Below are 12,446 nucleotides of genomic sequence, written 5' to 3'. Positions count from 1 at the left end.
GGCCTTAGCTAGATGCTAAGGCCTTATCCTATCATTGGTTCTGATCGAGATCAGGTACTACATATGGTGATTTTTCTTGATCGTCTCACGGTAGGCGTGCCATGTACCGTAGCCGAGTAGTGGCATGGTTACGATCATACCGACACCATAAGTGGCAAACCCGATTAAGATACCGCCGCAAATGATAGCAGCCCAGACCACCATCGCCGGCAGGTTCGATTTCACTGCGTTGAAACTAGTGAATATCGCACTCATCACGTCAACTCGGCGCTCCATCATAAGTGGAATAGAGAAGGCTGAGATACTGAAAATCAGACTAGCGATAACGAAGCCGACGACAGAGCCCGTGATTAAGAAAGGAGCAAATTCAGCCAGCGGTGCTCCTTGCACTGACGGGTATAGAGCATGCAGTAGAGCAGCGATTCTCATCCAGAAAATCATCGCGACCATCAATACAATCGCAAATGCCCATTGGTGGGTTGAGTTGCGAGTGATGGCCTTCATTGAATGGAATAAACTGGCGTTGTGGCCTTTCTCTCTCTCCCAACTAGCGTCATATAAGCCGAGAGCCAAAAATGGTCCAATCAGCATGTACACAATTAGGCTAGGCATAACCACTAAATGTGTGCCTTGCCACTGAACAAGCTGAACAATCGCTACGGCAGCGGCCATAAAACATAAGCCATAGAATGCGCTGATCATCGGCATTCGCACTAGATCGTGAAGCGCGAGTGAGAGCCAATGAAAGGGCGCAGAAATACTGACTTGGTTGCATGGAATAGTGCGAGCGTATTCACTGTCACTCACCCTATTTTTGTCTTTTTTAAAATCGGATGGATTTGCGGTACGAGGCATAACTTCCCCTTAGTTAACATAACGTCCTGGATTCAACCTCATTTGTCCTCACAGCGGCTGGCAGCGAGTCATCTTGGTTGAGCTGTTATTGAAATATCATGTCCTAGAGAGCCGTCTCGCGTTTCCTAACGGGGTGTAACCTAACCAGTTGTTGCACCAAATGTGAGCTTGATCGCCTAGGAGTACTTTAACTATTGTCACTACTGCTAAAAAACACAAATTATCCGAGATGTTTTTGAGTGGAATTTTATTAGAGAAATTGACGAAATATGGCAGGGAGTCAGAGGTAACTGCATAAAAATAAAGCCCTTACTGGCGGGTAAGGGCTTTTGGAAATTTTTTGCTTGGCGCGAAATTATTTTAGGCCAGCAAAGTCAGCTAGGATTGCTGCTTTGTCGGTTGCTTCCCAAGGGAACTCTTCGCGACCGAAGTGGCCGTAAGCTGCTGTCTGCTTATAGATCGGTTGAAGAAGGTTCAGCATCTCTTGCAGGCCGTATGGACGTAGGTCGAAGTTTTGACGAACGGCTTCAATGATGATGTCGTGAGATACTTTTTCAGTACCGAAAGTCTCAACCATGATAGATGTTGGATCAGCAACACCGATAGCGTAAGAAAGTTGGATTTCACAACGGTCTGCCATGCCAGCCGCAACGATGTTTTTAGCAACGTAACGAGCCGCGTAAGCTGCGCTGCGGTCAACCTTTGATGGATCTTTACCAGAGAATGCGCCACCACCGTGACGAGCTGCACCGCCGTAGGTATCAACAATGATCTTACGACCCGTTAGACCACAGTCACCCATTGGGCCACCGATTACGAAACGGCCAGTTGGGTTGATGAAGAAGTTAGTGTCTTTGTTGATCCACTCAGAAGGTAGTACTGGCTTGATGATCTCTTCCATCACTGCTTCACGCAGATCAGGTGTCGTTACTGAATCACAGTGCTGAGTTGAAAGAACAACAGCGTCGATACCAACAATCTTGCCTTGGTCGTATTGGAAAGTAACTTGTGATTTCGCATCTGGACGAAGGAAATCTAGCTTGCCGCTCTTACGCACTTCAGCTTGTTTTTTAACAAGTAGGTGAGAGTAAGTAATTGGTGCTGGCATTAGGATTTCAGTTTCGTTTGTTGCGTAACCGAACATGATGCCTTGGTCACCTGCACCTTGCTCTTTAGGGTCAGCTTTATCAACACCTTGGTTGATGTCTGGAGACTGCTTACCAATTGTGTTTAGTACAGCACAAGAGTCAGCATCAAAGCCCATGTCAGAGTGAACGTAACCAATTTCACGAACGGTTTCACGAGTGATCTCTTCGATATCAACCCATGCAGACGTTGTTACTTCACCGCCAACCATAACCATGCCCGTTTTCACGTATGTCTCACAAGCAACACGTGCTTTAGGATCCTGTTCTAAGATGGCATCAAGAACAGCATCAGAGATTTGGTCTGCAATTTTATCTGGATGGCCTTCTGAAACAGATTCAGAAGTGAAAAGGTGCTTAGCCATGAGAGCTCCACTTTTAGTATTAGGTGCAAAGTTTCTATCTGCGTCGCAGAGGGTTGCGCCGAGATCAAATTCAATAATTTCTGTAGGTGTTTCTACATCTAGACGTCTATTCTAAATTCCAACGGTCGAATTACAAGCTCTTTTTTATGATATGTCATAACCAAACGATTGCTTTCTCACTTATGCTAGTCCGTTAAAAACTAGGGAAATGTTGTAAAAGTGCGAAAACTGACCTTGAAAACCTCAGCAAAACGTTTGCAGTCACCATAGGCGTTTGAGAGAATAACCGCGCTAACAACTAGCAATTATTTCTCATTTTTCAAATCGCTTATGCACTCAGGAGCAGACATGCCTTCTCGTAAAGATCTCGCAAATGCAATCCGCGCACTTAGTATGGACGGTGTTCAACAAGCTAATTCAGGCCACCCAGGCGCACCTATGGGTATGGCTGATATCGCTGAAGTTCTTTGGCGTGGTCACTTGAACCACAACCCAGCAAATCCAGAGTGGGCAGACCGCGACCGTTTTGTACTGTCAAACGGCCACGGCTCAATGCTAATTTACTCTCTGCTTCACCTAAGCGGTTATGAGCTATCTATTGAAGATCTTAAGAACTTCCGTCAACTTCACTCTAAGACGCCAGGTCACCCAGAGTATGGCTACGCACCGGGTATCGAAACGACAACAGGTCCTCTAGGCCAAGGCATCACTAACGCAGTTGGTATGGCGATGGCTGAGAAAGCATTGGCTGCTCAGTTCAACAAAGAAGGCCACGACATCGTTGACCACTTCACTTATGCATTCATGGGTGATGGCTGTTTGATGGAAGGTATCTCTCACGAAGCATGTTCTCTAGCTGGTACGCTAGGTCTTGGTAAGCTTATCGCTTTCTGGGATGACAACGGCATCTCTATCGATGGTGAAGTTGAAGGTTGGTTCTCTGACGACACGCCTAAGCGTTTTGAAGCATACGGCTGGCACGTAATCCCTGCAGTAGACGGTCACGATATCGAAGCAATCAACGCTGCAATCGAGGCGGCTAAAGCAGACCCTCGTCCAACGCTTATCTGTACTAAAACTATCATCGGTTTTGGTTCTCCAAACAAATCCGGCTCTCACGACTGTCACGGCGCACCACTAGGTCACGACGAAATCGCAGCAACGAAAGAAGCACTAGGCTGGGCTCACGGTCCATTTGAAGTTCCAGCAGACATCTACGCTGAGTGGGATGCAAAAGAAGCAGGTGCAGAGAAAGAAGCGGCTTGGAACGCGAAATTTGACGCGTACGCGGCGGCTTACCCAGCAGAAGCAGCAGAGCTTAAGCGTCGTCTGAATGGCGAACTACCAGCAGAGTGGGAAGAGAAGGCAAACCAAATCATTGCTGATCTTCAAGCAAACCCTGCTGATATCGCATCACGTAAAGCATCTCAAAACGCACTAGAAGCGTTTGGTCAAATGCTTCCAGAATTTATGGGCGGCTCTGCTGACCTAGCACCTTCGAACCTAACTATGTGGTCTGGTTCTAAGTCTCTAGAAGCAAATGACTTCTCTGGTAACTACATCCACTACGGTGTACGTGAATTCGGTATGACGGCGATCATGAACGGTATCGCACTACATGGTGGTTTCGTTCCTTACGGCGCAACATTCCTAATGTTCATGGAATACGCACGTAACGCAATGCGCATGGCTGCTCTGATGAAAGTTCAGAACATCCAAGTTTACACGCACGATTCTATCGGTCTTGGCGAAGATGGCCCAACTCACCAACCTGTTGAGCAAATGGCATCACTTCGTCTAACACCGAACATGAGCACATGGCGTCCATGTGACCAGGTTGAGTCTGCAGTGGCTTGGAAACTGGCTATCGAGCGTAAAGACGCACCAACGTCTCTAATCTTCTCTCGTCAAAACCTTGCACAACAACCTCGTGATGCAGAGCAAGTAGCGAACATCGCAAAAGGTGCTTACATCCTGAAAGATTGTGAAGGTAAGCCAGAGCTTATCCTTATCGCAACGGGTTCTGAGGTTGAGCTAGCAGTAGAAGCGGCGGCGCAACTAACGGCTGAAGGCAAAAAAGTACGCGTTGTTTCAATGCCATCTACTGATGCATTCGACAAGCAAGATGCGGCTTACCGCGAAGAAGTTCTACCGTCAGACGTAACAGCACGTATCGCTATTGAAGCAGGTATTGCTGACTTCTGGTACAAGTACGTTGGCTTCGACGGTCGCATCATCGGTATGACAACATTCGGTGAATCTGCACCAGCTGGCGAACTATTCAAGATGTTTGGCTTTACTACTGAGAACGTAGTAAGCACAGCTCAAGAGCTTCTAGCTTAATGTGAGTTATCCACGAAGGCCTGAGTGCTGAAGTGAAAATAGAGAACCGAGCTCTGAGTAGCTCGGTTTTTTATTGGTTGTCATGAATTATTTTTAGCGAGTTAGATCACTCAACTAATGCCTTTTAGGTAGGATTCGGTTATCATCTGTTGCACGAAATTTTGGTTAGATGTATGGAACTATGCTAAAAGTCGCAATCAACGGATTTGGAAGAATAGGGCGCAATGTTCTAAGAGCGCTTTATGAAAGTGGCAAAAGCCAACAAATCAAAGTTGTCGCAGTTAATGAGTTAGCGCAACCTGACGCTATGGCTCATCTGCTTCAATACGACACCAGTCACGGCCGTTTCGGCAAGAAAATCTCGAACGATCAAGAGCATATTTATATTCATCATGAAAGTGGTGAAATCGATACTGTTCGTATTCTCCATTTAGCTGAAATTGACCTACTCCCTTGGCGCGATCTTGAAGTGGATATCGTGCTGGATTGTACCGGCGTGTATGGTTGCCGAGCCGATGGCCTCGCTCATATCGAAGCTGGCGCTAAAAAGGTGCTGTTCTCACACCCAGGTGCGAACGACCTCGACAACACCATTATCTACGGTGTTAACCACGATTCTATTAAAGCCAGCGACCGCATTGTTTCCAATGGTTCTTGTACCACCAACTGTATCGTACCTATCATCAAGGTTCTTGATGAGGCGTTTGGTATTGATTCTGGCACTATCACTACGATTCACTCGTCGATGAATGACCAGCAGGTGATTGACGCTTACCACTCGGACTTGCGTCGTACCCGTGCTGCGAGCCAATCTATTATTCCAGTTGATACCAAACTTCATAAAGGTATTGAACGAATCTTTCCGAAATTTTCTAACAAGTTTGAAGCGATTTCTGTGCGAGTACCGACGGTTAACGTTACAGCAATGGATCTAAGTGTCACAATTAATACGAATGTGAAAGTTAATGACGTAAATCAAACCATTGTTAAGGCATCTCAGTGTACATTACACAACATCGTTGACTATACTGAAGCACCGCTTGTATCCATCGACTTTAATCACGATCCTCATAGCGCGATTGTGGATGGTACTCAAACCAGAGTGAGCAACGGCCACTTAGTAAAAATGCTAGTGTGGTGTGATAATGAATGGGGCTTTGCAAACCGAATGCTGGATACGGTACTTGCAATGCAGGCTTCCGAAGGCGAGAAGTAGAGCCCGGACGCAAATATGCGGATTATTTATTTTTAAGCTTGAAATAAATACCAAGTATCCACATATTATGACCAGTTGAAGAATTTATAGGCTTAGCAGGGTTGCTGAGTTTCCAAAACTTTATATTTATTTAAATTTGAGAGGACAAATCATGTCTGTGATCAAGATGACTGACCTGGAACTAGCAGGTAAACGCGTATTTATCCGTGCTGACCTAAACGTACCAGTAAAAGACGGTAAAGTAACTTCAGATGCTCGTATCCTTGCATCTCTACCAACTATCAAGCTTTGTCTAGAAGCTGGTGCAAAAGTAATGGTTACTTCACACCTTGGTCGCCCAACGGAAGGCGAGTACAACGAAGAGTTCTCTCTACAACCTGTAGTTAACTACCTAAACGACGCACTAGACTGCGAAGTTAAACTGGCTAAAGACTACCTAAACGGCCTAGAGCTAAACGCTGGTGAACTCGTTGTTCTAGAAAACGTTCGCTTCAACAAAGGCGAGAAGAAGAACGAAGAAGAGCTATCTAAAGCATACGCATCTCTATGTGACATCTTCGTAATGGATGCATTCGGTACGGCTCACCGTGCACAAGCATCGACTCACGGCGTTGGTACTTACGCTCCTGTAGCGTGTGCTGGTCCTCTTCTTGCTGCTGAGCTAGAAGCACTAGGTAAAGCAATGGACAACCCAGAGCGTCCACTTGTGGCTATCGTTGGTGGTTCTAAAGTTTCAACTAAACTGACGGTTCTTGAGTCTCTATCAAAAGTTGCTGACCAACTTGTTGTTGGTGGTGGTATCGCGAACACCTTCATCGCTGCGGAAGGTCACAACGTAGGTAAGTCTCTATACGAAGCAGACCTAGTTGAAACAGCTCAAAAGCTAATGAAAGAGTGTGCTATCCCAGTTGCAACTGACGTAGCATGTGCAAAAGCATTCGATGAGAACGCAGAAGCTGAAATCAAGCACGTTTCTGAAGTTGCAGACGACGACATGATCTTTGACCTAGGTCCAGAATCAACAGCGGCTCTAGCTGAAATCATCGGCAACGCTAAAACTATCCTTTGGAACGGTCCTGTCGGCGTATTCGAGTTCAAGAACTTCGAAGCGGGTACAGCAGGTATCTCTAAAGCAATCGCTGAGTCTGCAGGTTTCTCTGTAGCAGGTGGTGGTGACACGCTAGCAGCTATCGACAAGTTTGGTATCAAAGCTGACGTTTCTTACATCTCTACTGGCGGCGGTGCTTTCCTTGAGTTCGTTGAAGGTAAAGTACTTCCAGCAGTTGCTATGCTAGAAGAGCGCGCTAAGGCGTAATGAATATGAAGGCGGGTGACTATACCCGCCTTTAACGTTTGCTGCATGTCACACTTTTTTGCTAGAATGGCACAAGTTGTGAGCAAACGTTTGCAAGTTTTTAAACTTAAGTTTTTTAATCTTAAAACGATAGAATAAATAGGACTATTTCCATGTCTAAGATCTTCGATTTTGTAAAACCTGGTGTGATTTCTGGCGATGACGTACAGAAAGTATTTGAAGTAGCAAAAGAGAACAAGTTTGCTCTTCCAGCAGTAAACGTTGTAGGTACAGACTCTGTAAACGCAGTACTAGAAGCAGCTGCAAAAGTTAAGTCTCCAGTTGTTGTTCAATTCTCTAACGGCGGTGCTGCTTTCTTCGCAGGTAAAGGCGTGAAACTTGAAGGTCAAGGCGCTCAAATCCTTGGTGCTGTAGCTGGTGCTAAATACGTACACGCTGTAGCTGAAGCTTACGGTGTTCCAGTTATTCTTCACACTGACCACGCTGCTAAGAAACTTCTTCCTTGGATCGACGGTCTACTAGACGCTGGTGAAGAGTTCTTCGCTCAAACTGGTAAGCCTCTATTCTCTTCTCACATGCTAGACCTTTCTGAAGAGTCTCTAGAAGAGAACATCGAAACATGTGCTAAGTACCTAGAGCGCATGGCTAAAATGAACATGACAATCGAGATCGAACTTGGTTGTACTGGTGGTGAAGAAGACGGCGTTGATAACTCTGATATGGACGCATCTGAGCTTTACACTTCTCCAGAAGACGTTGCTTACGCATACGAGAAACTAAGCGCTGTTTCACACCGTTTCACTATCGCTGCATCTTTCGGTAACGTACACGGTGTATACAAGCCAGGTAACGTTGTTCTAACTCCAACTATCCTACGTGACTCTCAAGCATACTGTGCAGAGAAGTTCGGTATCGCACCTAACGCTCTAAACTTCGTATTCCACGGTGGTTCTGGTTCTACTGAAGCAGAAATCCAAGAGTCTATCGGCTACGGTGTTATCAAAATGAACATCGATACTGATACTCAGTGGGCTACATGGGATGGTATCCGTCAGTACGAAGCTGACAACCGTGACTACCTACAAGGTCAAATCGGTAACCCAACTGGCGAAGACGCGCCAAACAAGAAGTACTACGATCCACGCGTATGGCTACGTGCTGGTCAAACTTCTATGGTTGCTCGTCTTGAGAAAGCATTCGCTGACCTTAACGCTGTAGACGTACTATAATTCTTTCGAATTAGGTCACTCTAAAGTTTTGTAAACCCGCTCTATGAGCGGGTTTTTTTATATCTGATAAAAACTTGTAGGAAATATGTGAAATTCCTAGCGTGCGGTGAATAAATTTCGTAGTCTTTTAACTATCGGTATTTGTCTTTATGCGTAAGTTTCCTTTATTCAAGAACTTACATAAATATGACTTTGCAATCTGTCAAAGATAGGATATCGTGCCGAAAAACAGGAGGGAGCCCCCCTGTTTAGTAAGAAGGACTTAGCCAATATTTTTTTAAGATAATGATTTCTTTATATAAAATGAAATTGTTCGCGCTTTAATTGCAGTGGTTGGTTTAAGACAGTTTAGCTCGTAGCATATTACATAGAGGATGCATATTATGGCTGAAAGCTCTAGCGAATTTGAGACCCCAATTGTGGATGGCCTCTCAAATGCAGAACAGTGGTTAACGAATAACTCAGATCTCTTTATTCAATACGGTGTAAATATCATTTCAGCACTGGTTATCCTATTTATCGGTAACATTATCGTTAAAGCGGTAGCGAACAGTGTCTCTAAAGTGCTTCAGAAGAAAAATATGGACCGTGCAGTCGTAGAGTTTATCCACGGCTTAGTACGTTATCTGTTGTTCGTTATTGTTCTGATTGCTGCTCTTGGTCGCTTAGGGGTTCAAACAGCCTCGGTCGTTGCTGTCATAGGTGCGGCAGGTTTAGCAGTAGGTCTTGCTCTACAAGGTTCATTATCTAACTTTGCTGCAGGTGTACTGATTGTTGCATTCCGTCCATTTAAGTCTGGTGACTATGTTGAGATTGGTGGTGTAGCGGGTTCTGTTGATTCTATTCAGATTTTTCAAACGGTTCTGACAACGCCAGATAACAAAATGATTGTCGTACCAAACGGCAGCGTTATCGGTAGCCCAATCACGAACTACTCACGTCATGCAACTCGTCGTATCGATCTGATGATTGGTGTTTCCTATGGATCTGATCTGCAAAAGACGAAAGAACTATTAACGCGAATCTGTGAGTCAGATGAGCGCATATTAAAAGAACCAGGTATTAAAGTTGGTGTTCATACTTTGGCGGATTCTTCGGTTAACTTCGTGGTTCGCCCGTGGGTGAACACTGCAGACTACTGGAACGTTTATTTCGATCTAATGCAAGCAATTAAAGAAGGCTTGGATAAAGAAGGTATCGAAATCCCATTCCCACAAATGGATGTTCACGTAAACAAAGTTGAAGCATAAGCTTTAAATTGACTTTGGTAGCGATAAGCTTTTGATAGAGGCGGGTAACTTTGGTTATCCGCCTTTTTTTTCAATTTAGACTCACCCTTCTGCTTGTTGGTGGTTATTGCTGTTTCACTTCTTCTCTTTGTATATTTTGATTTTTCTCTCTATCGAACCTAGGCCACAACGAGGTTTTTAGCATCGCATACAAAGGCTTTCTTACCTCTTGTCCTCCCAAAATAGCCAATAGACATAAACCACCAGGAATCAGAACCATCATGAGCAAAGGTCGAAGTAGGTAAGAGAAGCAAAAGATCGTGGGTAGAAAAATCAGTACTTGTCCAAGTCTGTTTAATATATTCATCATATCCGAAACTCCAAGAATAATTGAGCGTGCTCATTTTTATAATTGAGCGCGCTCAATTTGTCAAATGTGAGCGCTAAGAGTATGATCAAGATTGATTTAACAAGGGTGCATTTTTGTGAGTAAGAGAGAGGCAACGAAACAGAAGATCTTAGTGTCTGCTTGGGAACTGTTTGGAGAGAATGGTTACGACAACACAACAACTCGACAGATTGCTCGTCACGCGGGCGTGGCAGATGGCACAGTATTTAGTCATTTTGAAACCAAGCTGACGATTCTTCGAGAAGGGATGCTAGCGCAGTTGGAGAAAGTTGGTCGGGAAGTCTTAACGTTTGACCAAGATAAGAGTGCGTTGAGCATTGGTACTTCGCTGATTGAACACTACTATCGCTATTATTTTGATAATGTTGAATTAAGTCGAGTGTTGCTCAAAGAGGTCATTTGGGATTTGGACTACTACCGTACGTTTGATCAAGCACTGATTCAGGCGGTTAATGTCAGTCCGTCAATGTCTGAAAAAATGCCGTTGATTATGGATAGCTATTTCATGACTTTGATTAGACACTTGAGCCAACCAGAACCAAGCCTTGAAGCTGCGTTGAATGAACTGAACAAAAAAATTCGAATCATTCTAGCGTAACGCATTGTGTCATCAGGTTACTTACGGCTGTTCAGGCTTGGTCTATAGTACTTGCTCTTCTCGTCGTTACCAGTATTGCTCGATTAATCCATTGGCAAGCACTGCTGCAATAGTGAACATCATGGTCGCGACTGCGATATCAATGCCTTTTTTCACTTTTGGCTTTGATAATGTTGGGCCTAGCTTTGCAGCACCTAGCGAGAGTGAATAGAACCAAACAAAAGAAGCAAGGATAGTCCCTAAAGCGAAAGCAAGACGATCATTGCCTTCAAATTGACCGCCAATCGAGCCTAATATAACCACAGTGTCCAGATACAAATGAGGGTTTAGTACGGTCACTGCTAATGCCCCTAGGATCACAGTACGCTTGCCACGTGCTAACACTTCCCCCTTTGATTCATGTTCTGCTTCTGTTTTAAAAGCACTTTTCAGAGATAGCAAACCATATACGCTTAAGAAGGCAATACCACCCAGTGTCACTGAGGTCAGTAGAATCTCGTTTTGAGATAGGATAGCACCGCCCCCAAAAATGCCGAGTGAAATAAACAGTGTATCCAAAAGGCTACAGATGGTTGCAGTGGTGAGGTGGTGATTGCGCTTAATACCCTGATTTAAGACATAGGCGTTCTGTGCACCAATAGGAATAATCATGCTCGCACCCAATCCAAACCCTTGTAATAAAACCCAAAAACTCATTTTTACCTCCGCATAATCTGTTGAAACCTTAATGTTAGAGAGAAGATACGCTTAGATTTTTAATAAGTATAATTAATGATTTTAATGTAATATTAGAGATGCTTATGCTGTGAGTGGCTGTTTAGTTGAGAGGAAGAGAAGTGTGCGTGGATTAGACTACAAATGGTTAGAGGCTCTTGATTCTGTGGTGAATCAGCGAAGTTTTGAGCGAGCTGCAGAGCATCTCTATATCTCTCAATCTGCAGTGTCACAACGGATTAAACAGCTCGAGAAGTGGCTTGCGCAGCCAGTATTGATTCGTGAAACACCGCCTCGGCCAACGCCTGCCGGTAAAAAACTGTTGGGGTTATATCGAAGAGTGCGCCTGCTTGAACATGAGCTCGTCCCCGAGTTGATGAACGAAGAGAGTAGCCAAGCGCTGTCAGTTTCAATTGCGACCAATGCAGATAGTCTCGCGACTTGGTTATTGCCAGCACTGTCGGATGTAATGAAAACGAGACAAGTTGAGTTAAATATGGCCATTCATGGTGAGGCGAGGACCATCGCTAAACTGAAAAATGGGGAAGTTGCTGGCGCGATCAGTTTAGAGTCTCAAGCTATTCCAGGATGTCGCGCAGATTATTTAGGTCGAATGGATTATGTGTGCGTCGCAAGCCCTGAATTTTATCAGCGCTACTTCTCAGAAGGCGTTAACTACGCAACCCTCAAGCGTGCCCCGGCTGTCTCTTACGATCAGTATGATGATTTACATAAGAAGTTTCTTCATGATCACTTTAATGTGCCAAGAGATGCCGTGATTAATCATACGGTGGGTAGCTCAGAGGCATTTGTTCGTATTGCAATGTCCGGTGTTGCGTATTGTTTGATTCCGCGCTTACAGATCGTTGAGGAGCTAGAATCAGGCTCGCTGATTGATATCACACCGGGTTTCTTGCTCTCCTATCGAATCTATTGGCATCACTGGCAGCTGGAGAGTGGGGTTCTCAAAGAGATTTCACAGGCCATTCTCAACTATGCGCATCAACACCTTCCTCAGTAAGCTGACG

Annotated in this window: 11 protein-coding genes; 7 read left to right on the top strand and 4 right to left on the bottom strand. The window is 44.8% G+C overall.

Annotation, left to right across the window (positions count from 1 at the left end; all coding sequences use genetic code 11):
* Window positions 1-57: 57 nt before the first annotated feature.
* Both AC6I7V_RS11710 and metK read right to left on the bottom strand, forming a co-directional pair.
* A complete protein-coding gene (locus AC6I7V_RS11710) occupies window positions 58-855 on the bottom strand; it encodes a DUF2189 domain-containing protein (RefSeq protein ID WP_498010927.1) in 798 nt (265 codons plus the stop codon).
* 355 nt (window positions 856-1,210) lie between these two features.
* Window positions 1,211-2,365: a methionine adenosyltransferase gene (gene metK, locus AC6I7V_RS11705; RefSeq protein WP_239841265.1), complete on the bottom strand. Its 1,155-nt coding sequence runs from the start codon at window positions 2,363-2,365 to the stop codon at window positions 1,211-1,213.
* A 348-nt stretch (window positions 2,366-2,713) separates the two neighbouring features.
* Between metK and tkt the strand changes: the two genes are divergently transcribed.
* The 5 genes from tkt (at window position 2,714) to mscS (ending at window position 9,718) form a co-directional block, all read left to right on the top strand.
* A complete protein-coding gene (gene tkt / locus AC6I7V_RS11700; RefSeq protein WP_150869298.1) occupies window positions 2,714-4,708 on the top strand; it encodes a transketolase in 1,995 nt (664 codons plus the stop codon).
* A 181-nt stretch (window positions 4,709-4,889) separates the two neighbouring features.
* Window positions 4,890-5,924: an erythrose-4-phosphate dehydrogenase gene (epd, locus tag AC6I7V_RS11695; RefSeq protein ID WP_255229883.1), complete on the top strand. Its 1,035-nt coding sequence runs from the start codon at window positions 4,890-4,892 to the stop codon at window positions 5,922-5,924.
* A gap of 151 nt (window positions 5,925-6,075) precedes the next feature.
* Complete coding sequence (locus tag AC6I7V_RS11690) at window positions 6,076-7,239, top strand: phosphoglycerate kinase (RefSeq protein WP_255229884.1); 1,164 nt, start codon at window positions 6,076-6,078, stop codon at window positions 7,237-7,239.
* A gap of 152 nt (window positions 7,240-7,391) precedes the next feature.
* Window positions 7,392-8,468 carry a class II fructose-bisphosphate aldolase gene (gene fbaA / locus AC6I7V_RS11685; RefSeq protein ID WP_255229885.1) on the top strand — a complete coding sequence of 359 codons (1,077 nt, stop codon included), beginning with the start codon at window positions 7,392-7,394 and terminating at the stop codon, window positions 8,466-8,468.
* Between the two features lie 383 nt (window positions 8,469-8,851).
* The gene (mscS, locus tag AC6I7V_RS11680) at window positions 8,852-9,718 is read left to right on the top strand and encodes a small-conductance mechanosensitive channel MscS (protein WP_255229886.1); all 867 of its coding nucleotides are present in this window, start codon (window positions 8,852-8,854) and stop codon (window positions 9,716-9,718) included.
* A 103-nt stretch (window positions 9,719-9,821) separates the two neighbouring features.
* Here mscS and AC6I7V_RS11675 read toward each other — a convergent pair whose 3' ends face one another.
* Complete coding sequence (locus AC6I7V_RS11675) at window positions 9,822-10,067, bottom strand: hypothetical protein (protein ID WP_498010926.1); 246 nt, start codon at window positions 10,065-10,067, stop codon at window positions 9,822-9,824.
* A gap of 115 nt (window positions 10,068-10,182) precedes the next feature.
* On the opposite strand from AC6I7V_RS11675, the gene AC6I7V_RS11670 reads away from it, so the two are divergent.
* Window positions 10,183-10,704, top strand: coding sequence for a TetR/AcrR family transcriptional regulator (locus tag AC6I7V_RS11670; protein ID WP_255229887.1), 522 nt, complete (start codon window positions 10,183-10,185; stop codon window positions 10,702-10,704).
* 66 nt (window positions 10,705-10,770) lie between these two features.
* Here the strand turns inward: AC6I7V_RS11670 and AC6I7V_RS11665 are convergent, their stop codons facing one another.
* Window positions 10,771-11,400, bottom strand: coding sequence for a LysE/ArgO family amino acid transporter (locus tag AC6I7V_RS11665; protein ID WP_255229888.1), 630 nt, complete (start codon window positions 11,398-11,400; stop codon window positions 10,771-10,773).
* A gap of 142 nt (window positions 11,401-11,542) precedes the next feature.
* Between AC6I7V_RS11665 and AC6I7V_RS11660 the strand changes: the two genes are divergently transcribed.
* Entirely contained in the window at window positions 11,543-12,439 is an 897-nt protein-coding gene (locus tag AC6I7V_RS11660; protein WP_372068070.1) for a LysR family transcriptional regulator ArgP, read from the top strand.
* Window positions 12,440-12,446 lie beyond the last annotated feature (7 nt).

It is taken from the genome of Vibrio sp. KUL70, from assembly GCF_059725515.1.
The sequence above is the reverse complement of the archived record's forward strand: the minus strand, read 5'-3'. Positions and strand labels throughout refer to the sequence as shown.

What these genes read in the sequence shown, in the direction of transcription:
- AC6I7V_RS11710 (WP_498010927.1), bottom strand. Translation starts at nt 855, where the DNA reads ATGCCTCGTACCGCAAATCCATCCGATTTTAAAAAAGACAAAAATAGG.
- metK (WP_239841265.1), bottom strand. Translation starts at nt 2,365, where the DNA reads ATGGCTAAGCACCTTTTCACTTCTGAATCTGTTTCAGAAGGCCATCCA.
- tkt (WP_150869298.1), top strand. Translation starts at nt 2,714, where the DNA reads ATGCCTTCTCGTAAAGATCTCGCAAATGCAATCCGCGCACTTAGTATG.
- epd (WP_255229883.1), top strand. Translation starts at nt 4,890, where the DNA reads ATGCTAAAAGTCGCAATCAACGGATTTGGAAGAATAGGGCGCAATGTT.
- AC6I7V_RS11690 (WP_255229884.1), top strand. Translation starts at nt 6,076, where the DNA reads ATGTCTGTGATCAAGATGACTGACCTGGAACTAGCAGGTAAACGCGTA.
- fbaA (WP_255229885.1), top strand. Translation starts at nt 7,392, where the DNA reads ATGTCTAAGATCTTCGATTTTGTAAAACCTGGTGTGATTTCTGGCGAT.
- mscS (WP_255229886.1), top strand. Translation starts at nt 8,852, where the DNA reads ATGGCTGAAAGCTCTAGCGAATTTGAGACCCCAATTGTGGATGGCCTC.
- AC6I7V_RS11675 (WP_498010926.1), bottom strand. Translation starts at nt 10,067, where the DNA reads ATGATGAATATATTAAACAGACTTGGACAAGTACTGATTTTTCTACCC.
- AC6I7V_RS11665 (WP_255229888.1), bottom strand. Translation starts at nt 11,400, where the DNA reads ATGAGTTTTTGGGTTTTATTACAAGGGTTTGGATTGGGTGCGAGCATG.